Origin of the sequence: Bradyrhizobium valentinum (assembly GCF_001440405.1) — a bacterium.
GTDB lineage: Bacteria > Pseudomonadota > Alphaproteobacteria > Rhizobiales > Xanthobacteraceae > Bradyrhizobium > Bradyrhizobium valentinum.
In genome coordinates, this window is record NZ_LLXX01000143.1 from 12,470 (window position 1) to 35,327 (window position 22,858).

The 22,858-nt window shown below is 63.1% G+C and carries 18 protein-coding genes; 14 read left to right on the plus strand and 4 right to left on the minus strand.

Features of this window, described 5'->3' with window-relative positions:
- The 4 genes from CP49_RS45125 to fhuB all read left to right on the plus strand — a co-directional run.
- A partial coding sequence (locus tag CP49_RS45125; protein ID WP_156438663.1) for a non-ribosomal peptide synthetase occupies nt 1–4,327 on the plus strand: 4,327 nt, incomplete at its 5' end.
- Between the two features lie 8 nt (nt 4,328–4,335).
- Nucleotides 4,336–5,316 carry an alpha/beta hydrolase gene (locus tag CP49_RS25045; protein WP_057852840.1) on the plus strand — a complete coding sequence of 327 codons (981 nt, stop codon included), beginning with the start codon at nt 4,336–4,338 and terminating at the stop codon, nt 5,314–5,316.
- An 83-nt stretch (nt 5,317–5,399) separates the two neighbouring features.
- The gene (locus tag CP49_RS25050; RefSeq protein ID WP_063791770.1) at nt 5,400–6,326 is read left to right on the plus strand and encodes an ABC transporter substrate-binding protein; all 927 of its coding nucleotides are present in this window, start codon (nt 5,400–5,402) and stop codon (nt 6,324–6,326) included.
- Nucleotides 6,313–8,319, plus strand: coding sequence for a Fe(3+)-hydroxamate ABC transporter permease FhuB (gene fhuB / locus CP49_RS25055; protein WP_057852842.1), 2,007 nt, complete (start codon nt 6,313–6,315; stop codon nt 8,317–8,319). The genes CP49_RS25050 and fhuB overlap by 14 nt, the downstream gene beginning before the upstream one ends.
- Nucleotides 8,320–8,352: 33 nt before the next feature.
- On the opposite strand, the gene CP49_RS25060 is transcribed toward fhuB, so the two are convergent.
- Entirely contained in the window at nt 8,353–9,177 is an 825-nt protein-coding gene (locus CP49_RS25060; protein ID WP_057852843.1) for an ATP-binding cassette domain-containing protein, read from the minus strand.
- Between the two features lie 70 nt (nt 9,178–9,247).
- The gene (locus CP49_RS25065; RefSeq protein ID WP_197423226.1) at nt 9,248–10,309 is read right to left on the minus strand and encodes a siderophore-interacting protein; all 1,062 of its coding nucleotides are present in this window, start codon (nt 10,307–10,309) and stop codon (nt 9,248–9,250) included.
- Between the two features lie 303 nt (nt 10,310–10,612).
- On the opposite strand from CP49_RS25065, the gene CP49_RS25070 reads away from it, so the two are divergent.
- The 3 genes from CP49_RS25070 to CP49_RS25080 all read left to right on the plus strand — a co-directional run bounded on the left by CP49_RS25070 (nt 10,613) and on the right by CP49_RS25080 (nt 14,931).
- On the plus strand, nt 10,613–12,316 hold the full coding sequence (locus tag CP49_RS25070) for a cyclic peptide export ABC transporter (RefSeq protein ID WP_057852845.1): 1,704 nt from the start codon (nt 10,613–10,615) through the stop codon (nt 12,314–12,316).
- A 292-nt stretch (nt 12,317–12,608) separates the two neighbouring features.
- The gene (locus tag CP49_RS25075) at nt 12,609–13,610 is read left to right on the plus strand and encodes a GNAT family N-acetyltransferase (RefSeq protein WP_245310850.1); all 1,002 of its coding nucleotides are present in this window, start codon (nt 12,609–12,611) and stop codon (nt 13,608–13,610) included.
- Between the two features lie 22 nt (nt 13,611–13,632).
- Nucleotides 13,633–14,931: a lysine N(6)-hydroxylase/L-ornithine N(5)-oxygenase family protein gene (locus CP49_RS25080; protein ID WP_057852847.1), complete on the plus strand. Its 1,299-nt coding sequence runs from the start codon at nt 13,633–13,635 to the stop codon at nt 14,929–14,931.
- 5 nt (nt 14,932–14,936) lie between these two features.
- Here CP49_RS25080 and CP49_RS25085 read toward each other — a convergent pair whose 3' ends face one another.
- Nucleotides 14,937–15,623, minus strand: a complete 687-nt coding sequence (locus CP49_RS25085) for a 4'-phosphopantetheinyl transferase family protein (RefSeq protein ID WP_197423227.1) — start codon at nt 15,621–15,623, stop codon at nt 14,937–14,939.
- Nucleotides 15,624–15,945: 322 nt separating this feature from the next.
- Here CP49_RS25085 and CP49_RS25090 point away from each other — a divergent pair, with 322 nt between their 5' ends.
- Nucleotides 15,946–16,389: a hypothetical protein gene (locus CP49_RS25090; RefSeq protein ID WP_057852849.1), complete on the plus strand. Its 444-nt coding sequence runs from the start codon at nt 15,946–15,948 to the stop codon at nt 16,387–16,389.
- 42 nt (nt 16,390–16,431) lie between these two features.
- Nucleotides 16,432–16,701: a hypothetical protein gene (locus CP49_RS46315; RefSeq protein WP_197423228.1), complete on the plus strand. Its 270-nt coding sequence runs from the start codon at nt 16,432–16,434 to the stop codon at nt 16,699–16,701.
- Between the two features lie 12 nt (nt 16,702–16,713).
- Here CP49_RS46315 and CP49_RS25100 read toward each other — a convergent pair whose 3' ends face one another.
- Nucleotides 16,714–17,664, minus strand: a complete 951-nt coding sequence (locus CP49_RS25100) for a LysR substrate-binding domain-containing protein (RefSeq protein WP_057852851.1) — start codon at nt 17,662–17,664, stop codon at nt 16,714–16,716.
- A 199-nt stretch (nt 17,665–17,863) separates the two neighbouring features.
- On the opposite strand from CP49_RS25100, the gene CP49_RS25105 reads away from it, so the two are divergent.
- From CP49_RS25105 to CP49_RS25125, 5 genes are all read left to right on the plus strand, one after another.
- Complete coding sequence (locus tag CP49_RS25105; RefSeq protein ID WP_057852852.1) at nt 17,864–18,895, plus strand: ABC transporter substrate-binding protein; 1,032 nt, start codon at nt 17,864–17,866, stop codon at nt 18,893–18,895.
- 92 nt (nt 18,896–18,987) lie between these two features.
- Nucleotides 18,988–20,031: an ABC transporter ATP-binding protein gene (locus CP49_RS25110; protein WP_057852853.1), complete on the plus strand. Its 1,044-nt coding sequence runs from the start codon at nt 18,988–18,990 to the stop codon at nt 20,029–20,031.
- Nucleotides 20,028–20,936 (plus strand): ABC transporter permease, encoded by a 909-nt coding sequence (locus CP49_RS25115; protein ID WP_156438640.1) that lies wholly within the window; start codon nt 20,028–20,030, stop codon nt 20,934–20,936. The genes CP49_RS25110 and CP49_RS25115 overlap by 4 nt, the downstream gene beginning before the upstream one ends.
- On the plus strand, nt 20,933–21,739 hold the full coding sequence (locus CP49_RS25120) for an ABC transporter permease (RefSeq protein ID WP_057852854.1): 807 nt from the start codon (nt 20,933–20,935) through the stop codon (nt 21,737–21,739). The genes CP49_RS25115 and CP49_RS25120 overlap by 4 nt, the downstream gene beginning before the upstream one ends.
- A 19-nt stretch (nt 21,740–21,758) precedes the next feature.
- On the plus strand, nt 21,759–22,858 hold a 1,100-nt coding region (locus CP49_RS25125; protein WP_057852855.1), incomplete at its 3' end, for an NAD(P)/FAD-dependent oxidoreductase.

The following is a 22,858-nucleotide window of genomic DNA, read 5'->3' on the forward strand; positions in this document are numbered from 1 at the left end:
ACCGCGCACGCCGGTCGAGACGGCGCTCGCGGCAATCTGGGCCGACCTGCTGCGCCAACCCAAGGTCGGCGTTACAGACAACTTCTTCGAACTCGGCGGCGACTCGATCATCTCGCTGCAGATGGTCAGCCGCGCGCGCCGCGAAGGCGTGTTGATCGGGCCGCGCGACGTCTTCCGGCACCAAACGATTGAAGCGCTGGCGGCATTGTCCCGCGACGTCAGCCCGAGCAAGGATACGCCGGCATCAGCGCGCGGCGCGCTCTCGGGGCTAACCAGCGAACAGCTCGCGCGGCTTGACCTGGACTGGAGCCGTATCGAGGACATCTACCCGCTGTCGCCGATGCAGCAGGGCATGCTGTTCCACAGCCTGCGCGATGCCGGCAGCGGCGTTTACGTCAATCAGGTCAGCGTTGAAATCCGCGGGCTTGACGCGGAACGCCTCGGGCGAGCATGGCGCGAGGTGAGCGCACGCCATCAGATGCTTCGGACCGGCTTCCTGTGGCGCGAGCTTGCCGGTTCTCCGCTGCAGGCCGTCTATCGCGATGCCATCGCGCCGTTTGAGCAGGAAGACTGGCGCGGGCAAGCCATCGATGACGAACGGATCGCGGCGGCGCTGGCCGGCGAACGCGCTGCCGAGTTCGATCTGTCGACGCCACCGCTGCAGCGCGTGCGGTTGCTGCACCTTGAGGACAATCTCTACCGGCTGATCTGGACCTATCATCACATCCTGATGGACGGATGGAGTTCGGCGCGGTTCGTCGGCGAAGTTCTGGAGTGCTATTACGGTGGCACGCCTGCGGCGAATCCGACGCGTTACCGCGACTACATTGCCTGGCTGCTGGCGCAGGACACCCAGGCCGCCGAAGGTTTCTGGCGCGAACAGCTCAAGGCCTTCGACGAGCCGACGCAACTGGCCGATGCCTTCGGCTCGCGCCGCCATCAGGCATCCGGCCATGAGCGCTGCTACACCCGGCTCGGAGAGGTGGCGACCGCGGAACTGAAGGCATTCGCGCGCCGTGAGCGGATCACGCTCAACACTATCGTTCAAGGCGTATGGGCTCAGCTGCTGCAACGCTATACCGGCAAGCAGACGGTGACGTTTGGCGTTACGGTTGCCGGACGCCCGGCAAGCCTCGACGGATCGCAGCAGATGCTCGGGCTCTTCATCAACACCCTGCCTGTGATCGAAACGCTGCCGTCCGCCAGCACAATTGGGGAATGGCTGCGCGCGCTTCAGGATCGCAATTCGGCGATCCGGGATTACGAGCATACGCCGCTCTACGATATCCAGAGCTGGGCCGGCCGCGCCGGTCAGGCCATGTTCGACAGCATCATCGTGTTCGAGAACTATCCGATCGAGCGCAGCATGCACCGCCGTGACGGTTCGCTGCAGTTCGGCGGCCTTAGGAATGTCGACGTGACGAACTATCCGATGGACCTGTCGGTGCTCGTCGAGGACACGCTTCAGATCGAATACACCTATATGCCGAGCCATTTCACGGCGGCGCAGGCGGCGCAGATCAAGGGACAGTTCGAGCATCTGTTGGCCACGCTGACGCGGGACGCATCGGTGGTGCTTGGCAGCATCGATCCGGTCACGGCGGTCGACGCCGGTCTCGCCGAAACTTGCAATCGCCACGCCACGTCAGCCGGCCCCCTGCCGCTGGTACATGAGGCGATCAGCGCTCATGCGAAGCGTCATCCGGAACGGACGGCGCTTATCATCGGCGGCAAGGTGCTCTCGTTCGGAGCGCTCGACACGAGGGCCAATCGTCTTGCCCATCACCTGATCTCCCGTGGACTCAAGCCCGAGCAGCGCGTCGGTGTCGTGGTCGAACGAACCGAAGCCACGATGGTCGCGCTGCTGGCCGTCCTGAAGGCGGGCGGTGCGTACGTTCCGCTCGATCCGGAGCTTCCGCCCGAGCGGCGTGCGTTTGTCATGCGCGATGCCGGGATCTCGTTCCTGCTGACGGGGCAGTTCGACGTTGGAGAGGGCCTGGATCGGGCTGAAAGAATCTCTCTTTCCACATTCGATTTCGACACGGGAGCGGACCACGCGCCGCGACCGGACTTGCACCCGGAAAACCTCGCTTATCTGATCTACACGTCCGGTTCGACAGGGACGCCAAAAGGCGTGGCGGTCGCCCATGGGCCGCTCGCCATGCATTGTCACGTCACGGGCGGCCTTTACGAAATTGACGAGAGCTCGTGCGAACTGCATTTCCTGTCGCTGGCCTTTGATGGCGCGCATGAACGCTGGTTGACGGTACTGTCGCATGGCGCGCGGCTCTTGATGCGAGACACTGAGGTGTGGACGCCGGAGCAGACAGTCGAAAACCTGCACGCGCACCGCGTCAGCCATATCGGGTTGCCGCCGGCCTATCTGCAGCAGGTTGCGGAGTCCGTCGAGCAGGTGGGCAATCCGCCGCCGGTCAAGCTGTACTCGTTCGGTGGCGAGGCGATGCCGAAGGCGGGCTTCGACAAGGTCAGGCGCGTCCTGAAGCCGCGCATCCTGATCAACGGCTACGGCCCGACGGAAACCGTCGTCACGCCGCTGGTCTGGAAGGTCGACGGCGCCTCCGAATGCGACACGCCGTACGCGCCGATTGGCGTGCCGGTCGGTGACCGCCGCGCCTACGTTCTCGATAGTTCGCTCAATATCATTCCCGCTGGTGTCGCAGGCGAACTCTATCTTGGAGGATTTGGGCTGGCGCGCGGCTATCACGGCAAGGCGGGCATGACGGCCGAGCGTTTCGTGCCTGATCCATTCTCTGCGGTGCCGGGGGGCCGGCTATACCGTACCGGCGACCTCGCGCGATGGCGCGAAGACGGTACCGTCGAATATCTCGGCCGCAGCGACGACCAGGTCAAGGTCAACGGCTTCCGGATTGAGCTTGGAGAAATTCAGACCTCGCTGCTTCGTCACGTGGAGATCGAGCAGGCGGCCGTGGTGGCGCTGGCCGGCGCTGCTGGAAACCAGCTCGTTGCCTATGTCGCGCCGAAGGCGGCAAAGGACGCATCGGGAGCCGCTGCCGAGGCTCTGGTCGAGAGATTGACCGGTTTCCTGAAGCAGACGCTGCCGGTTTACATGGTACCGGCGCGGATCATGGTGCTTGAGCGACTGCCGGTATTGTCGAGCGGCAAGATTGACCGGCGTGCGCTGCCGGCTCCCGACTCGGCCGCACGAAGCTTCGTGACCCCGCAAGGACCTGCGGAAACCGCAATGGCGCGCCTGTGGGCCGACATCCTCAAGCTGCCGCAGGTCGGCGTCACCGATAATTTCTTCGAGTTGGGTGGCAATTCGATCCTCAGCCTCAAGGTCGTGGCCCGGCTCCGGCAGGACAAGACGTTTGGCATCGAGATCAAGCTTCGCGATCTCCTGCAGAAGCCGACGATCCGCGCGCTGCTCGCCGATAGCGCCGCCGCGGCTCCCGCCGCTGCGTCGGCGCCGTCGGCGCTGCTGCCGCTGAATGGCGTGGTTCGTGGCGTGCATCCGGTGTTCTGCGTGCATGGCGGCTTCGGCACCGTCTTCGACTACGGGCCGCTGGCGCGCCGCCTCGAAGGACGCCGGCAGGTGATCGGGCTGCAGTCCAGGATGCTTGTCGATCGTTCGTGGAGCGACCGGTCGCTCGAGGCAATGGCCGCGGACTATGCGAACGAGATCAGGCAAGTTCAGCCGCGCGGCCCTTACAGCCTGGTTGGCTGGTCGCTCGGCGGCCTTCTCGTCACCCTTGTCGCCGCCGAACTCGAACGCTGCGGTGAACGCGTGGATTGTCTCGCCATGGTCGATAGCTTCGTGCTGCGGCAGCATGGCGGATCGAACCGCCAGGAGGTGACCGCCCACTGGACCGATGACCTCGCAGGATTGATGTCGGCCGTTCTTCCGCACGCTGCGGTCGGTGGTATCCAGCCGCATGTCGAAGCAGCGAAGCGCGCTGACCTGCCGGAGACATCCAAGAATGTCCGGCATCTGATCGAGCGGATCTCAGAAGAGATGCAGGGAACCACGACAGACGACACCTTGCTCGGCGTCGACGACCTGTCAGGCGCCTTTGCAGTCGGGCGGCACCTCAAAACCCTGACGCAGAAGGCTGCGCCGCCGCGCCGTCTTGCGGTCGTGCCGCTCTGCTGGTGGACGTCAGGCCGCCTGACGCAGCGCGATCGGCTGGAGAAGCAACTGCCTGATGCCGTTGATCGCGGTGTGATCGGGGACAACCATTTCACGATCCTGAAGGACGCCGGCTTGCTCGACGAGATCTGCGGTCTGCTCGTGCCGGAGACGGCATCGACGGCTTCGCAGGACTCCGTTCCGGAACCGGCGGAGTGAGCAATTGCATGAGCCTTGATCCCGATATCGCAGCGCTGCTCGAGATGGTGCAGGCGGGGACCGAAAGCGGCGTACGCATTCCGTTTCCGCAACTGACGGCCGCGCAGGCGCGGGCCGATTTCGATGCATCCTCGCCGCTGCTCGATGTCGATCCGCCGGCGCTCGCGTATGAGCGCCAACTCTCGCTGCCGACGCGCGATGGAGCCATGATCGACGCGCGGCTTTACGCGCAGAAGGAGCCGAGCGGTCGCGATCCGGCACCGGTTCTTCTCTATATGCACGGCGGCGGCTTTGTCGTCGGAAGCCTCGATTCGCATCAGCCCTTGTGCCGCGGTCTCGTCGAGGACAGCGGCGCGGCCGTGCTGTCGGTTGGCTACCGGCTTGCACCCGAGCACAAGTTTCCGACCGCCTTTGAGGATGCCGTCGATGCGCTGGCCTGGATCGGCCGCGAGGGGTTCGCGGCGGGAATGGACGCCGGCCGCATCGCCGTCGGCGGCGATAGCGCCGGCGGCACCCTTGCCGCAGCCCTCGCCATTGAGGCAAAGGCGGACAGCAGCCTGCCGCAACCTGTGCTTCAAGTTCTCGCCTATCCTGGCCTGAGCTCCCGGCAAACGTCCGATTCCTACGAGCGATATAGTTCCGGCTATCTCCTGGAGCGCAGCACCGTCGACTGGTTCTTTCACCAGTATCTCCGCGACGATTCCGACCGCGACGATTGGCGCTTTGCGCCACTCGCCGCACCCGATCTCGCAGGGCTGCCCCCCGCGCTCATCGTGCTTGCCGAATTTGATCCCCTGGTGGATGAGGGGCGCGACTATGCAGCAAAACTCCGCGCGGCCGGCGTTCCCGTCGATCTGCAGATCTATCCGGGCATGATCCATGAATTCCTGCGCATGGGAAACGTGGTGGCCGATGCCTTGCATGCGCGGGTGGCGATCGGGCAGGCGCTGACCAAGGCTTTTCGCGCCGCAGGCGAAAGGGCAGCCTGATGTGGAAATGCAGCGCGAATGAAGGTATGTCATGACTGTCACCCTCCGCGGCCTTGCTGCAAGGCTTTCTTGAGCCGGATTCCATGAGCACGTTTGTCCCCGACTACAGGCTGTCCCGTCGCGCGCTTCTGAGAGCGGGTCTCGGTGGCGCGGCGCTTGCAGGCGGCCTGCCGATGGCATTTGCGCAAACCGGCGGATCGCAATCCGGCCCCCGCGTTGCCGCGCTCGGATGGGCCTGCGCGCAGACGATACTGGCGCTCGGCGTAGTGCCGCTGGTTGTCCCGGAGATCGAGCGTTACGGCAGGCTCGTCGTTGAGCCGGCCGTCCCGCCAAGCGTTCAGGAAATCGGTCTGCGGTCGGAGCCAAATCTCGAACTGCTGCAGAGCTTCGCGCCTGACATTATCATCGTCGATCCCAGTATCACTGCCGCAATTCCCCGGCTCAAGCTGATCGCGCCGGTCGAGGTCTTCACGATTTTCAAGCCCGGCCGGCATCCGCTGGAAACGGCGCGTAGCTCGACGATGGAGCTTGCGCAGCGTCTCGGCGTGAAGGCGGCATGCGATGCCTATCTGGCGCGTTTCGATATCGCCATGGCCGGCTATCGTGAACAGCTTCGGGACCGCGGAGGCAAGCCGCTCTATCTCGTCAGCGAGATCGCGCGCAACCGTGCGCTCGTATTCGGCCCGAACAGCCTCTATCAGGAGGTGCTCAGTCAATTCGGATTGAAGAATGCCTGGACCGGACAGAGCGGTCCATGGGGACACACCAGCGTCGGCCTCGAAGTTCTTGCTGCAGTTCCGGATGCGCGACTGGTTCTGCTTAGTTCGCGTGTTGCCGATATCGAGGCCCTGCTCAAGGCAAGTCCGGTGCTGCGGACGCTGCCTTTCCTCCGCTCGGGGCGGCTGACGGTGCTGGGAAATCAATTCTTCTATGGTGGTGTGCCGGCAGCCGAACGCTTCGCACGTCTTCTCGCCGAACGTCTGCCGCAGGAAAACAATGAGCAAGGTTGATGCGCTGCCCGCCCGGTCCGGGATCGAGACGCATCCGGCGATGCTGATGGCGTTGCTGTTTGCGGCAGCTTCTGCACTGACGTGGCGGCATCTGTCGGGATATTTGCCGGCTAATGCATGGTTGCCGGTGCTGTGGCGGCCCGAGATCAACGACCCGCAGCAGATGCTCGTGCATTACACGGTGTTTCCGCGCATCGCAGTGGCGCTTCTGGCTGGCGCGGCCCTCGGCCTGGCCGGCACCGTCTGCCAGCAGGTGCTGCGCAATCCGCTTGCCGAGCCGAGCACCCTCGGTGTCTTGAATGGCGCCTATCTCGCGCTGGCCGTGACAACCTTGTGGGCGCCGTCGCTGCTCGCCTTCGGCCGCGAGTGGATTGCGCTGGCGGGAGGGTTCTTTGCGTTTCTTTGCGTGTTCGGCCTCACTTGGCGCCGTGCGTTATCGCCGGTCGTGCTGGTGCTTGCCGGGCTGATCGTCGCCTATTACTGCGCCGTGACGACCCAGGCGCTGGTGCTGATCAACCATGAATATCTGATCGGCCTGTTCATCTGGGGCGCGGGATTCCTCAATCAGCAGGACTGGAACAACGTCGCATTCCTCGCACCGCGTTTCATCATTTCGTTCGTGCTCATCGCGGCGATGGTCCGCCCGCTGACCTTGCTCGGCTTCGATGACGAGACCGCGCGCAATCTCGGCCTCGGATTGACGGGCGCGCGGCTCTGCGCGCTTGGCATCGCGATCGCGCTCAGCTCTTCGGTTGTCAGCGTGGTAGGCGTAATGGGCTTTGTGGGTCTTTCGGCGCCGGCCATCGTCATGCTGTCGGGAGCGCGCCGGTTTCGCGACCGGCTGATTTGGGCGCCGCTTTGCGGCGCCCTGCTGCTATGGCTGACAGATGAGCTTGTGCTGCTGATTCCTCCCGGCTATCGGGAAATGCCGGCTGGCGCCGCCACAGCCCTGATCGGGGCGCCGATGTTGCTTGTGTTGCTGCCGCGGCTACGGGCCACCGCGCCGGTGGGGAATCTGACGCCATCCATTCCATTACGTCTTGACCATCCCTGGCGGGTGATCCTGTTCGCTCTCGCCTTGCTGTTGCTCGTGGTCTGGATCGCGCTTGCCGTCGGGGTCGGTTCAGAGGGCTGGAGCTGGAGCGGTCTGACCGGCATTCAGGAATTTCTGCCATGGCGCTGGCCGCGCGTGGTGTCGGCCTTGGCTGCGGGGGCCACGCTGGCGGTGGCCGGCACGCTGCTGCAACGCATGACCGGAAATCCAATGGCTGCGCCGGAGGTGATGGGCATCAGCTATGGCGCCGCGATGGGCGTGATCGTTCTTCTGTATCTCTTTCCTGCTCACACGCGCCTGGCGCAGATTGCAGGCGGCGGGATCGGGGCGTTCCTCGTGCTGGCGCTGGTTCTGCTGTTCAGCCGGCGATCCGAGTTCAGCCCGGAGCGTGTGCTGCTGGCTGGCGTCGCCATGAGTGCGGCGTTCGGCGCGATTATCGCCATGGCGCTGGCGACCGGTGATCCCCGCATCGGCATGCTGCTGTCGTTGCTGACGGGATCGCTGTATCAGATCGGTCCGGCCGAGGCCGCGGTACTGGCCGCGGCTGCACTCGTCTTGCTGGTGCTGGTGCCGATGCTGTCACGCTGGCTCGACATTCTGCCGCTCGGCGCGGCAGCGTCGCGCTCGATGGGCGTATCGATGGCGAGAAGCCGCATCATCATCATGCTGCTGACGGCACTGCTGACGGCGACGGCGACGCTGATGGTGGGGCTTCTGAGCCTGGTCGGTTTCATCGCCCCGCACATGGCGCGGATGATGGGCGCGCAGCGCGCGCTTCACCAGGCAGCGCTGGCCGCGCTGATTGGAGCCATCCTGATGGTATCAGCGGATTGGGCCGGGCGAATGGTGATATTTCCGTTTCAGATGCCGGCCGGCATCTTCGCGATGATGCTCGCCGGGCCCTATCTTGTCTGGCTATTGCGCCCGCAGCGCGGATGATGTGACGCGGTGAAGCGCGGATGTCTTACGTGCTCACCGCGCGAAGCTGATGAGATGACTGTGATCCGGAGACGGCATCACGCCCATCGGAATGCCGTAGATGGTTTCGAGTTCGGCCGGCGACATGATCTTGTCCGGGCTGCCGCGGGAAATCAGCTTGCCCGAATGCAAGGCGATAATCTCGTTGCAGAAGCGCGCCGCCATGTTGACGTCATGGAGCACGACGACCACGCCGAGATTGCGCTCGCGGGCGAGCTGCTTCACGAGCGACAGAACCTCGATCTGATGGGCGATGTCGAGCGCCGAAGTCGGCTCGTCGAGCAGCAGGCATTCGGCGTCCTGCGCAACCAGCATCGCGATCCAGACCCGCTGGCGCTCGCCGCCTGACAATGTATCGACCAGCCGGTCCGCAAATGGCTCGATGTGGGTCAGCGCCATGGCTTCCGCGACCTTGTCGCGGTCGGTGTCGCCAAACCGCCCGAGCGCGCCATGCCAGGGATAGCGGCCGAGCGCGACCAGCTCCTTGACCAGCATGCCGGCGGCGGGCGGCGTCTGCTGCGGCAGGTAGGCCACCTTGCGCGCGTATTCCCGATCGCTCCATTCGCGTAGAGCGCGCCCTTCGAAGCGGATCGTGCCGGATGAACTTGGCTGCTGCCGCGCCAGCAGCTTCAGCAAGGTCGATTTGCCGGAGCCATTGTGCCCGATCAGTCCCACGACGCTGCGCGCGGGAAGGGAGAGGGTGAGCGGTTCGAGCAACGCGCGCCCCGCCACCGCGAAGCCGACCTCGTCGAGCTCGAACAAGGGTGCGGGCGCATCGGGCGAGGCCTGCGCGATCCCGGTCGGCCGAACTACCTGCATGGGAATGTACCTGCGGCAACGATGCGGTGCGAGGCGAATGCCGTCCCGCCGGCCTGCGCGTGTCGGGGCCTCATGGCTGACGCTGGCTCCAATACGCGACCGCAAGATGCTGCTCGCGAGAGAGTTTTCGCTCGTCGCGCAAATGGTTTCGCAGCGCCTTCAGCGCCTGTGCTTCGCACGCGACCCATGCGAAGATTTCGCGATGATCAGGCCATCGCGCGGCCTTGACGGCGTCGACCAGCAACTGCGTGGTCCCGGCCGGGCTGTCGCCGCGATGCAGCCAGCGGATCGATACACCGCTGGGCGCGACCAGCGGAACTTCCTCGAACCGGTCGGCGACTTCGATGAAGGCCTCACCCAGGGCCGTTGCCGGCAGCGTCTCGAGAATCCGTGCAATGGCCGGCAGGGCGGTTTCGTCACCCGCCAGCAGCAACCAGCGCGCCGGACGAATGCCTCGCCCGAGCGGGCCGGCCATGCCGCAAATGGCGCCAGCTTGCGCATTGAGCGCGAATGCCGAGCCGGGGCCGGCATGATCATGGACTACGAAATCGATATCGATCTCGCGGCTCTGCAGATCGATGCGGCGGATCGTGTAGTAGCGGGTGACAGGCCGGCGGTCCGGTTCCGGCCAAACGATACGGCCATCCGGGGCAGGCCACGGCCATTCGGGCTTGGCGAGGCCTTCGGGGGGGAAATACAGGCGCACATGCAGGTCGTCATCGTTCACGAAGCGGGCGATGTCGTCTCCGGTGAAAGTCAGCCGGCGCATGCGCGGCGTCAGGTCGATCGCTGCCTTCAGCCGCACTTCGCGAAAATTGGCCAGCGTGCCGCCATTGGACTCATGGCCGGACCAAACGATGGTCGGTGCGTCGTCGCCGGCGAACTCGATCACGTGCGAGGCGACGACCGAGCGCAGCATTTCGAGGTTGCCCTTGTCGTTGGCTTCGACGCGGATCTTGAGCGCCTTGGCCTCGACGGCAAGCGAACTGGTTCCAAACGGCAGTTTCGCCACCATCAGACCGTCCTGGTTCTCGAAGGCGATGTCATGCTCGGCCAGATGATCGATCATCCGGGCGGCGAGGCCGGCGGCATCGGGAAGCGGGATGCGGGTTTCGGAGATAAGCGAATCCAAAGTCATTTCTCCAGTCGGGCCTGTCCGATGCTGGCCTGCAAGCGCTTCGATTTTCCGGATAGCGCCCGACACAGCGGCTGGATCCAGGTCCTACTCGCTCATCGGCTGCAATGCAAAGGCGGTACTAGTCTCATTTTATTAAACGCGTTGCCGATCACAAATTAGAATCGATCGAAAAAGGCTGAAAAATAAGCTCTGGAAGAGTGGTGCCGCCATCATGTATTCGCATCACGGCGGCAAGGCTGTTCGTATCACGACGGGCCGTGTAGGTTCGCTTCAGCTCTACTCCAGCGCGCGGCACTCATGATGAATCCACGAAGCGGCCTGACGGCGCAGATCCTGTATCTCCTGCGGCCCTACTGGCAGATCGTGCTCGGCGGCACTGTTCTCGGCGTCGTCGGTGGCGCCAGCGTTGCGGGGTTGCTCGCGGTCGTCAATCGCGGGCTCTACGCGACGCAAGGCGACGTCGTAACGCTGCTGTTCGCGTTCGCAGGCCTGTGTCTGCTGATCCTGATCGGATCGATCGGCGCCGACATCAGCGCCAACTATGTTGGGCAACGGATCATCGCCGAGCTTCGCAAGTCGCTTGCCGCCAAAATTCTGGCGGCCCCGATTGACCAGCTCGAAATCTATCGGACCCATCGCCTGATCCCGGTCCTCACGCAGGATGTCGATACGATCAGCGATTTCGCGTTCTTCTTCTCTTCCTTCTTCGTGTCGCTCGTCATCACGCTCGGCTGCATGGTCTACCTGGCAGTACTGTCGTGGCCGCTGTTTCTGATTACGGGGCTGGTCATCATCCTTGGTTCTCTCGCGCATGCCTTTGCGCGAACGCGGGGCGTTAAGGGCTTCAATGCCGCTCGCGATTCCGAAGACGAATTGCAGAAGCATTATCGCTCGATTGCCGAGGGCGCGAAGGAGCTGCGGCTGAATCGGATGCGTCGTCAGCGCGTCTATGTCGAGCAGCTTCAGCGCACCGTCGACCGGATCAGCGCGGTGCAGATCAAATCGATCAATCTCTTTGTGACCGCGCGGGCGCTGGGCACGATGCTGTTCTTCGTCGTGATTGGTGTGGCGCTGACCTTGCGTCCGTTCCTCTGGCCCGACAGCCCTGCCGCGGTCTCCAGCGGGTTCGTCCTGGTGCTGCTCTATATGCGCGGGCCCATCGACCAGGTCATCGGAATCCTGCCGTCGCTGGGGCGCGCGCAGGTGGCAATGCGGCGGATCGCCGAGCTTTCGGAGCAGTTCTCGACGCCTGAACGGGACTTGCTGGCTGCGCCGTCAACCGCGCCCGATGGATCAGGCAGGATCGAATCGATTGAACTTCGCGGCGTATCGTACGGTTTTCGCGCCGTGCCCGGCAGCAATCCGTTCGTGCTTGGACCGATCGACCTGCATGTCCGCAGGGGGGACGTTGTCTTTATCGTCGGTGAGAACGGAAGCGGAAAGACCACGCTGATCAAGGTGCTGCTCGGCCTCTACGCACCGCAAAGCGGTACGCTGCTTCGCGATGGCCTGCCCGTCGAGACGGAAACGCGAGATGATTACCGGCAGCTCTTCACCACCATCTTTTCAGACTATTACCTGTTTGAAGATCTCTTGCAGGGAGCGGGAATGGTGCCGGATGCCGCGGAGCGTTATCTGCAGCGATTGGAGGTCGCGCACAAGGTATCGGTCGAGAACGGGGTGTTTACCACGACTGACCTGTCGACCGGTCAACGCAAGCGGCTGGCGCTGATGAATGCCTGGCTTGAGGAGAGGCCGGTCCTCGTATTCGATGAGTGGGCCGCGGACCAGGATCCCGCCTTCCGGCATATCTTCTATACGGAACTGCTGCCTGACCTGAAGCGCATGGGCAAGACGATCATCGTGATCTCGCATGACGACCGCTATTTCGGCGTGGCGGATCACCTTGTGCGACTTCGCCATGGCAAGATCGTCGCCGGCGAAGCGATGGCGCATGACGTCATCAAGCCGTCATCGGTTCCAACCGGCGCCTCTCTTTAGAGCTATTTTATTCTCGGAAAGAATTTGAGTCGAAGTCCAGGCTCTTCCGAGATGTATGCCACTGACAGCATATGATGCTCGTCGCGACGCCGTTTTGTCAGATTTGTAAGGAATCTAAACTGCGTGTGTTGGCATTTCTTGTCATCCTGCGCGGGAGTGCTTTAGATCGCAAGCGCGAGTGAAGATCGCGTTCTGTTTTGAGCAATCATGGTTGCGATGCGAGGGCCGGATGAACAAAGCTTCGAGCTCCGCGACAGGGCCTCGCGCGTTCCCGATCGGACCGCACTCTGCGATGACAGTCGTTCAAGACGGCGGAGGAGACGTTCGCGTTGCTGCGGGCCCCGCGACGGTGATGCGCCTGCGTCTCGATGAGCGGCTGGATCGTCTGAAAGTATTGGACGCTCCCGACGACCTGCAACTCGCGATGCGAGCGGTTTCGGCGGCAGCAGAAGCAATGTTCGGGTGGCGGCCGAGCCTTGACCGGCTTGCCCTGGATTCAGCCGGCAGGGAATCCATTGCGCGCGAGCTGATCGACCATGGCGTCGCTGTCATGGCGGGAGCGGACGTCGCGCTGCTTCCCGAACTGGTCATGCAGCGCCGGGATAATTGGCTGGTCAATGCCGAACGGCCGCCGATGCCGCAACTCCATGTGATGACGGACGGCAAGCGCCATCCGCGACGCTCGCCAAAGCCGAAGGGCAAGGTGTATGCCCGTTTCATACCCTGGCTCGCGGAGGTGATCTCCTTTCGCGTCGCCGATGTGGACGGTGACCTGCACCTGCTGCACCGGTGGATGAACGATCCCCGCGTTGACGCGTTCTGGAACGAAGCGGGCGATCTCGAAAAGCATCGACGCTATCTGTCCGGCATCCTGGCGGACCCGCATATGCTGCCGCTCATCGGCTGCTTCGATGACGAGCCGTTCGGCTATTTCGAACTCTACTGGGCCAAGGAAAATCGTATCGCACCGTTCTACGATGCCGACGATTACGATCGCGGCTGGCATGTTGTCGTTGGTGAGGATGCCTATCGCGGGCGCCGCTACATCAGCGCCTGGCTGCCATCGCTGATGCACTATATGTTCCTGGACGATTGCCGAACGCAGCGAATCGTCGGCGAGCCAGCGGCGGCGCATTCGCAGCAGCTCCGCAATCTGGAACTTTCGGGATTCGCGAAGATCAAGAATTTCGATTTTCCGCACAAGCGGGCCACGCTCGTGATGCTGCTGCGCGAACGCTTCTTTGGTGACCGGTTGTGGCTGCCGGCAGCCACCGCGCCGACGGCCACGTCCTAACGCCCGAACGGAGCGCAGCTTTATGTCTCACCAGCTTGCGATCGAGCACGACGTCATCGGCGTCGGATTCGGGCCTTCCAATCTCGCGCTTGCAATCGCATTGGACGAGTGCGCCAGAAGGTCACGTCTGAAATGCGCTCCTCTGTTCGTCGAGAAGCAGCCGCATTTCACCTGGCACGGCGGCATGCTGCTGCCGGGCAGCGACATGCAGATCTCGTTTCTCAAGGATCTCGTTTCGTTGCGCGATCCGACCAGTCCGTTCACCTTCGTGAACTATCTGCACAAGCGCGGCCGGTTGCAGGATTTCATCAACTGCCGGACGTTTTATCCGAGCCGGCTCGAATTCAACGACTATCTCCGGTGGGTTGCCGCCCAGTTCAAGTCTCAGGCGGCCTATGGCGAAACCATTGTTGCCATCGAGCCGGTGACGGCTGGGCAAACCGTGACGTCCTTGCGGGTTCATTCGCGGACGCTCGCCGGAGGAGAGACTGTGCGGCTTGCAAGGAACCTGGTGGTCGCGGTGGGAGGGCGACCATACGTCCCGCAAGTATTCGCGAAGACCGCCGATGATCCCAGATTATTTCACTCCAGCCGCTACCTCGATAAGGTCGAGCGCGCCGGCTTCGGCGCAAGAGCTGCACGGGTGGCCGTGATCGGCGGAGGACAGAGCGCGGCTGAGGTGACGGTGGATCTTCACGGCCGCTTTCCGGACGCGAGCATTGATCTTATCCTTCGAGGCCATGCCTTGAAACCGTCCGACAGCAGCCCGTTCGTCAACGAGATATTCAATCCGAACTACACCGATTTCATCTATGCGCAGCCCACTGAACGGCGAGATGCGATCGTTCGCAACTTCCGCAACACGAACTATGCGGTTGTCGATTCAGACCTCCTCGATCAACTATATCGATTGCTCTACCAGCAGCGTGTTAGCGGCGAGACAAGGATCACGTTGCACCCGCGAAGCGAGATAATGGCTGTGGATGCTAGACCTGAGGGCATCGAGATCAGCCTGGTTGACAAGTTCGGGAGCGGAAATCGCCGATCGACCTATGATGCCGTCGTCCTGGCCACCGGATACGACAGGGAAACACCGCATGCGTTTCTGGAGCCGATCCAGCGCTACATTCGCGACACCGCGCTGGACCGCAACTACAGGCTCGTCACCAGCCCGGCATTTCGGCCGCAAATCCATCTCCAGGGATATTCGGAAGCCTCTCACGGCTTGAGCGATACGTTGCTCTCCGTTCTTGCCACGCGTTCGCAGGAAATCGCAGAGTCGCTGCTCTCGACGATTTCGCGCCGCGAACTGATCGCGTAGGGAGGTTAGACGGCGGGAGCGATCAGCCGCCATTGTGCGGCGGATCCAAGCGCATCAGGCACCGAGAGCACGGCAGGGGAGGCGCCAGCATCGATGATCACCGTATTCGGAGGTATCGTGAATCCGACAGAAGCGGCCTTGAGCAGTGCTTCCTTGAGAGTCCAGTAGCGAAGAAACAGCCGGAGCCGCAGTGCTACGGGAGCGTTCCGCAGGACCTTCCGCTCTTCTGCAGCCAGGACGATTTCGCTGATGGAATCCATATCGGCGATTTCTCGCAGCGGTTCGATATCGACTCCGATCGGCATGCAGGCCGCCGCAACGGCTACCGCGCCCCGGGCGTGACTCAGACTGAAGTCGAGATTCGCTGGACCGCCAACGAGCACAGGCTTGCCATGTGCCGACGGCTCGAACCGCAGTGCGTCAGCGGGTCGGTCCACAAGCCTTCCAAGCAGCAGGCGAGCGCCTGCATGCGCGGCCAGATAGCTCATGCGGTCCTCAATATGGAGGAACCGCGCCATACGATCGGTCTCTTCGGCATCAAGCACTTTCGCGGCTTGCTCGATACTGAGTGTGTCGTGTTCGCCGGCCGCGACGTCCCGCGACGGAAATACCGTTGCCAGCCAGAAAACGATCTCTTCCGGTTCCAGGGGCTCGATCGCGCTTGCGGTGGCTACGCCAGTCAGCCATCGCACATGCAATTGCGCCGTTGGAGCTGCGCATCTGACGGCGATCGCCCACCCGAGGGACGCGCTTGCATGTCCCATTGAGAGCGTTGCGGCAAACGGCCCGTGTTGAGCCTTGCGGGAATTCGTCATGTTTGTTGGCTAGGCGACCAGTGCACAACCGATTGCAACTCTGACGCGTATGGATGCATATGTGAAAACGATCTGACTTAGAATCCATCTAACTGAGGCCGGTCGAGACAATGTGTGGTTGCGACAAACGTCGATGGTGCTGATAGATTCATTCTTAAGCGCATCTACCGCAATTGGCAGAATCAATCTGGAACCGTCCATGAGAAAATCCGTCCCTGTCGAGCAGCATATCGATAGCTATTTGCCGGAGCGAATTGCGACCATATTGGTTCGCAGCCAGCACGCAGGTCTCGTCAGCAAGGAGCTATCCACGCGCATCAACTACCTCCTCGAGATTGCATCGCTTCATACCAGAAACGAACTTCTTGGGCAGCCGGGCCTGGGACGCTTGAGTGTGCAGCGGGTCGAGAAGTGGATGACATTTCATGGCCGGCGTCTTCGCCGCAGCGAAGAGAGTCTCGATAGTGTGATCTGCCGCTTCGGTTTTCGGCAGGCATTTATCGAAGAAAGGGCTGGCCGGGCCGCGCCCGCGTCGGTGATCTCGCCGGAGGACAGAGACAAGGTCTTGCGCGGGCTCGGTTCATACGGCACGCGCGACCAACAGCGATCGGACCGGCGAATGGCGATGAGCCAGAGTGGCTAAACTGAAGTTGCCGCAGTCTTCGCATTGAAGGCCTTGCGTAGGATGACGCCGTCGCAATCGTCACGATCGACCGGCCCGGAAGTGTCCAACGCCATCGACGGCCCGGCGGCCGCGGCCCTCGCCGAGGCGTTCCGGCGTTTCGATGCCGAGAACTCGCTGTCGGTGGCGGATGGTCGGCGGGTTGCAGCGCTTCGCGTCGGGAGCTTGGCGCCCGAGGCCGCTCACCTGACCCAGCTTCGCGCCCGGTCGCCAGAACGGTGGTATCGGTGGTTGCGCCTCCTGGATGATCTGAACCTACTGCGCTTCGCGTAGAAGACTAGCGCCTTAAGTCCGGAGTGACGTTCGCCTGTCCACCGCGTCAGTTTTGCACGACGGGTGCCCGTTCACCTCGCTCAGCGCCTGCCGCATGGCTTCCACCAGGTCCAATGCCACCGGCGAGGGACTGCGCTGCGGCGGAAAAACCGCAGCGAACTCGAAATCGATCCGCGGCAAGAAAGGGCGCACGACGACACCTCGGCCTTCGAATTCCCGCGCCGTGAATGGATCGCAGATCGCCACGCCGAGTCCGGATGACACCAACCCGCACATGATTTCGGACAGGCTGGTCTCGACCCGAAGAACCCGGCGGACATCGTCGCGATTGAAGGCCTGGTCAATCAGATGACGGCCGGTCGATCCTGCCGTCAGGGACACGAAGGTCTCTCCTTCGAAATCGCGTGGCTGCAGCGTTTCCTTGGCCGCGAGTCGGTGTTCGGCAGGAAGGATCGCAACGCGAGCGGGCGCCGGCAGTCGCACGCACGGTAGACCGGAATGGGCGATCGGCACCTCGGCAAAGCCGATGTCACACTGGTGGTTCAAAACCCAATCGACCACGATCGGTGAGATGACGCCGAAAAATGACAGGTTGAGGTTTGGCCGTTCCTTCAGGAACCCGCCAGCCAATCGCGGCAGGTAGCCGTTGGACAGCGCCGGCAGGGCCGCAATCCGCAGCGTACCGGTCCGGCGACTGCGGATTTCTTCGGCGGCGGCGGTGATGCGTTCGAGCCCGACGAAGGACCGCTCGACTTCCATATAGAGTGCTGTTGCGGCTGCGGTTGGTACAAGGCCGCTGCCGCGTCTTTCGAACAGCTTCATCTTGAGCAGCGCCTGAAAGTCGCGCAACAGCCGGCTTACCGCCGGCTGGGTCACAGCTATAAGCTTTGCCGCCTCCGTCACGCTGCCGGTCAGCATCATCGCGCGGAAGGCTTCGACCTGCCGCGAATTGATCCGCGCCATCTCTGCCCCGTCCATAACATTTCGGCATGTAGATGGTGCCATTATTAATTGGACGGCGAAAGCGGGGATTGCGATCTTTTTCATCAGGATTGGACAAAGCCAGTTTTTTGGGCAGCGACCCGGACGCCCAAGGGGACTTGAGCTGGTCAAATGGGATTGCGCCGGGTGGCACCTCGCACGGTACTGGAGATCGATCCAAATGAAGCAACTCGGCCTCGTGACAGCGACCCTCGCGACCCTCGCCTTGGCCCCATCGGGGGTTCTGGCTCAGCAGAAGACGCTCTATGTCGCGGGCTACGGCGGCTCCTTCGAGAAGACGATCCGCGACGAAGTCATCCCCGGCTTCGAGCAGAGCAACGGCGTGAAGGTCGAATACGTCGCCGGCAATTCGACCGATACGCTTGCCAAGCTGCAGGCGCAGAAGGGCAACCAGCAGATCGACGTGGCCATCGTCGACGACGGTCCGATGTATCAGGCGATTCAGCTTGGCTTCTGCGGCAAGATCGAAGGCCTGCCTGCGGATCTCTACGAGGCCGCACGTTTCAAGGACGACCGCGCGGTCGGCATTGGTCTGGTCGCAACTGGCTTGATGTACAACACCAAGGTCTTCGCGGAGAAAGGCTGGGCGCCGCCGACCTCCTGGAACGATCTCAAGGATCCGAAGTACCAGAAGCAAATAGTCATCCCGCCGATCAACAACACTTATGGTCTGCACACGTTGTTGATGCTTGCCAGGATGAACGGCGGCAGCGAAGCCAATGTCGACACCGGCTTCAAGATTATCAAGACTGACATCAATTCCAATGTGCTGGCCTATGAGCCGTCGCCGGGCAAGATGACCGAGCTGTTCCAGTCCGGCCAGGCCGTGCTGGCCGTGTGGGGGACGGGCCGGGTCCAGAGCTTCGCCAACACCGGCTTCCCCGTCGACTTCGTCTATCCGAAGGAAGGCGCGGCCACGCTGCTGACGAGCGCCTGTCCAATCACCAAGCCCAACGCGTCACCGCTCGCTTCGGCATTCATCAAGATGCTGCTTGAGCCGAAGACACAGCTCGTGTTGCTGAAGGACTACGGCTACGGCCCGGTGCTGAAGTCGGTCGTGGTGCCGCCGGAACTCGGCAAGATGGCGCCGATCGGCGAGCGTGCCGCAAAGCTCTATACGCCTGACTGGGTGATCATCAACGACAAGCGCGAGGAATGGACCAAGCGGTGGAATCGCGAGGTCGAGCGCTGAGCCCGGGTTCGGCGCCGGCGGACAGGATTCGGCGATAGCTCCGCGCAATGCCGCGGGCCCACCATCTGCCATAGCAGCACCTGGAAGCATCCATGTCCTTTCTTGAACTCGACCGAGTCGCAAAACAGTTCGGCCCGCAGACTGTCGTCGATGATTTCAGTCTCACGGTTGGCAAGGGCGAGTTCGTGTCCTTCCTCGGTCCGTCGGGCTGCGGAAAGACCACGACGCTGCAGATGATCGCGGGGTTTCTCGATCCCTCGCGCGGTGCGATCCGGCTGGAGGGACGCGACCTGACTGCGATGCAGCCGGCTAAGCGCGGGCTCGGCGTCGTATTTCAGAGCTATGCGCTGTTCCCGCACATGACAGCGGCCGAGAACGTCGCCTTTGGCCTCGAGATGCGGCGAGTGCCGCGGGCCGAGTGCCGCGAGCGCGTCCGCGCCGCGCTCGAGATGGTCGGGCTCGCCGGCTATGAGGAGCGGTATCCGCGGCGGATGTCGGGTGGCCAGCAGCAGCGCGTGGCGCTTGCCCGTGCGCTCGTAATCCGGCCGAGTGTGCTGCTCCTCGACGAGCCGCTATCAAATCTGGACGCCAAGCTGCGCGAGGACATGCAGATCGAGCTGCGCCAGATCCAGCGAAATCTCGGCACCACCACTATCCTGGTCACCCACGACCAGAACGAGGCGATGTCGCTGTCTGACCGGATCGTGGTGATGAACCAGGGCTGCATCGAACAGATCGGCACACCGCAGGAGACCTACGAGCGGCCGGCTTCCGCCTTTGTGTCCCAGTTCCTCGGCAAGACGAATGATTTAGCCGCGACGATTGACCTTAGCGCCACTCCACGGCGGTTGGCCGCCGGCTCCTGGAGCGTGCCGGCGCCGGCCGGCATCGCGGGTCCGGTGACGGTCAGCATCCGCCCCGAGCGGATCGGCTTCGGTGATGCAGGGATCGCGGCGAAGATCGTCACCCGCATCTTCCAGGGCAATCACTGGCTGTTCCAGTGCGAGAGCGAATGCGGCCCTGTGATTGTGATCCGGCAAAATGACGGCCAGCCGCAGCCGGCGGAGGGTGAGGCCGTTCGGCTCGCCTGGCGGCCGGAAGACATGAGCTTGCGTGGCGCTGGAGGTGTCGCATGAGCGCAGCCGTCGACACTGCCCCCGCGAATATTGCGGCGACGGCGGATACGCGTGACGGCCGCGCGCCGTGGGCGCTGACCGCACCGGCGCTGATGTTGTTCGTCGGTGTCCTGGTGATCCCGCTCGCCATGACGGTGATGCTCTCGTTCCACGACTGGGGCCAGTACAAAGGCATCGAGCCGGTCTTCATCCTGAAGAACTGGCGCGAGATCGCGACCGATCCCTATTATGCCGAGATGTTCTGGCGGACCTTCCGCATCGCGCTGCTGACGACGCTGATAACGGCCATGTTCGGTGCGCCGGAGGCCTACATCCTCAACCGCATGAGCGGACGCTGGAAGAGCTTCTTCCTGCTCGTGATCCTTGGTCCGTTACTCATCTCCGTGGTGGCGCGCACGCTCGGCTGGGCGCTCTTGTTCGGCGGCAATAATGGTCTCGTCAACAAGCTTCTGATGTCGCTTGGGCTGATCGGTTCGCCGCTGCCCTTCATGTTCACCGAGACCGGCATGGTCATCGCACTCGCGCACGTGATGATGCCGTTCATGGTGCTGTCGGTCTGGACCGCGCTGCAGCGCCTCGACCCGCAGATTGAGAACGCCGCCTTGTCGCTCGGCGCCGGCTCGTTCACGATCATCCGCCGCATCGTCCTGCCGCAGATCATGCCGGGCGTGTTGTCGGGCGCGATCATCGTCTTCTCGTTGTCCGCCAGCGCTTTTGCGACGCCCGCCATCATCGGCGGCCGCCGGCTCAAGGTCGCGGCGACGCTCGCCTATGACGAGTTTCTCAACACCCTGGACTGGCCGCTCGGCGCAGCCGTAGCGGTCCTGCTCCTGGTGGCGCTTGTGCTGATCGTGGTCGGTAGCAACGCGCTGATCGAGCGACGCTATGCCGAGGTGTTCCGATGAGGACGAACGGCCCGCTCGCGCTCATCTTCCATACGATCTTCGTCGTCGCCATGCTGGCGCCGATCGTGGTGGTCTGCCTTGTCGCTTTCACGCCGGAGGGCTACCTGTCGCTGCCAACGACCAGTTTCTCACTACGCTGGTTCAGGAAGATCGCGAGCTATCCCGAGTTCGTCCATGCCTTCTGGGTAAGCCTCGGCTTAGGTGCGCTGTCCTCGCTGGTGGCGCTCCTGTTCGCGGTGCCGGCCGCGCTTGCCATCGCCCGCTATAGTTTCCGAGGCCGCGACGCCATCGCAGCGTTGTTCCTGTCGCCGCTGATGATCCCGCATGTCGTGCTCGGCATCGCCTTCCTGCGCTTCTTCACGGCGATCGGCATGGGCGGCAGTTTCACAGGCCTGCTGGTCGCTCATGTGGTGGTGGTGTTCCCGTTCGCATTGCGGCTGACGCTGGCCGCAGCAACCGGCATGGACCGCTCTGTCGAGATGGCGGCGGTCTCGCTCGGCGCCGGCGGTTGGACGTTGTTCCGCCGCGTGACCCTGCCTCTGATCCTGCCGGGCGTCATTAGCGGCTGGGCGCTTGCCTTCATTCAATCCTTTGACGATCTGACCATGACGGTCTTCCTGGCCACGCCCGGCACCGAGACGCTGCCCGTTCGCATGTTCCTTTATATCCAGGACAACATCGATCCGCTGGTGACCTCTGTCTCGGCCAGCGTGATCGCGATCACCATGACCGCCCTTATCCTGCTCGACCGCTTCTACGGGCTCGACCGCGTGCTCGCCGGCAAGAGCGACCCGGGGCGCTAGGAGAACCCAAGGAAAATCCATGTCAAAGGAATATGACGTCGCTGTCGTGGGCGGCGGCCTGCTCGGCTCCGCTATTGCCTGGGGTCTTGGCCGGCTCGGCAAGAAGGCCGTCGTCCTCGACGAGGGCGATATCGCCAAGCGCGCCTCGCGGGCAAATTTCGCGCTGGTCTGGGTGCAGAGCAAGGGACTCGGTATGCCGGCCTATACCGGCTGGACGGTGCGGGCGTCCGAAAGCTGGGGCAAGCTCGCCGCCGAATTGAAAGATCAGACCGGGCTCGACGTCGCCCTGCAGCAGAATGGCGGCTTTCACCTGACCCTCGGCGAGGACGAGTTCGCGCAGCGCGCTCAGCTTGTCACGCGCATGCACAACCAGGTGGGCGCGGCAGATTACAAGATGGAGATGCTGTCGGCGTCGGAGGTCAGAAAGATGCTGCCGCTGATTGGTCCAGAGGTCTCCGGCGGCAGCTTCTGTCCGCTGGACGGGCACGTGAACTCGCTGCGCACGTTCCGCGCCTTCCACACCGGGCTGAAGCTGTTCGGCGTCGACTATTTTCCCGAGCGTCCGGTCTCGGCGATCGCCCGGAGTGGCGGCGAATTCCGGCTGGCGACGCCGCAGGGCGAGATCCGCGCCGGCAAGGTCGTGCTCTCCGCCGGCAACGCCAACCAGTCGCTCGCACCGATGGTGGGCCTGTCTGCGCCGATGGGCCCGACGCGCGGCCAGATCGTGGTGACCGAGCGCACCATGCCGTTCCTGCCGCATCCGCTGACCACCATTCGCCAGACCGACGAGGGCACGGTGATGATTGGAGACAGCAAGGAAGATCAACTTGACGATCGCACGCTGAACCATTCGGTGAGCGCCGTGATGGCGGATCGCGCGCAGCGCATGTTTCCTCATTTGGCACGCCTGAACGTCGTGCGTACCTGGTCCGGCATCCGCGTGATGCCGCAGGACGGCTTCCCGATCTACGATCAGTCGGAGAGTGCGCCCGGCGCCTTCGTCACCTGCTGTCATTCCGGCGTCACGCTCGCCTCCAATCACGCCTTCGAGATTGCCCGGATGGTGGCGGCGGGTGCGCTCGAGCCGGAATTCGTCGGCGCGTTCTCGGCCCGCCGCTT

What these genes read in the sequence shown, in the direction of transcription:
- CP49_RS25070 (WP_057852845.1), top strand. Translation starts at nt 10,613, where the DNA reads ATGATGAATCCACGAAGCGGCCTGACGGCGCAGATCCTGTATCTCCTG.
- CP49_RS25100 (WP_057852851.1), bottom strand. Translation starts at nt 17,664, where the DNA reads ATGGCGCGGATCAATTCGCGGCAGGTCGAAGCCTTCCGCGCGATGATG.
- CP49_RS25105 (WP_057852852.1), top strand. Translation starts at nt 17,864, where the DNA reads ATGAAGCAACTCGGCCTCGTGACAGCGACCCTCGCGACCCTCGCCTTG.
- CP49_RS25110 (WP_057852853.1), top strand. Translation starts at nt 18,988, where the DNA reads ATGTCCTTTCTTGAACTCGACCGAGTCGCAAAACAGTTCGGCCCGCAG.
- CP49_RS25090 (WP_057852849.1), top strand. Translation starts at nt 15,946, where the DNA reads ATGAGAAAATCCGTCCCTGTCGAGCAGCATATCGATAGCTATTTGCCG.
- CP49_RS25120 (WP_057852854.1), top strand. Translation starts at nt 20,933, where the DNA reads ATGAGGACGAACGGCCCGCTCGCGCTCATCTTCCATACGATCTTCGTC.
- CP49_RS25050 (WP_063791770.1), top strand. Translation starts at nt 5,400, where the DNA reads ATGAGCACGTTTGTCCCCGACTACAGGCTGTCCCGTCGCGCGCTTCTG.
- CP49_RS25075 (WP_245310850.1), top strand. Translation starts at nt 12,609, where the DNA reads ATGACAGTCGTTCAAGACGGCGGAGGAGACGTTCGCGTTGCTGCGGGC.
- CP49_RS25045 (WP_057852840.1), top strand. Translation starts at nt 4,336, where the DNA reads ATGAGCCTTGATCCCGATATCGCAGCGCTGCTCGAGATGGTGCAGGCG.
- CP49_RS25115 (WP_156438640.1), top strand. Translation starts at nt 20,028, where the DNA reads ATGAGCGCAGCCGTCGACACTGCCCCCGCGAATATTGCGGCGACGGCG.
- fhuB (WP_057852842.1), top strand. Translation starts at nt 6,313, where the DNA reads ATGAGCAAGGTTGATGCGCTGCCCGCCCGGTCCGGGATCGAGACGCAT.
- CP49_RS25080 (WP_057852847.1), top strand. Translation starts at nt 13,633, where the DNA reads ATGTCTCACCAGCTTGCGATCGAGCACGACGTCATCGGCGTCGGATTC.
- CP49_RS46315 (WP_197423228.1), top strand. Translation starts at nt 16,432, where the DNA reads ATGACGCCGTCGCAATCGTCACGATCGACCGGCCCGGAAGTGTCCAAC.
- CP49_RS25060 (WP_057852843.1), bottom strand. Translation starts at nt 9,177, where the DNA reads ATGCAGGTAGTTCGGCCGACCGGGATCGCGCAGGCCTCGCCCGATGCG.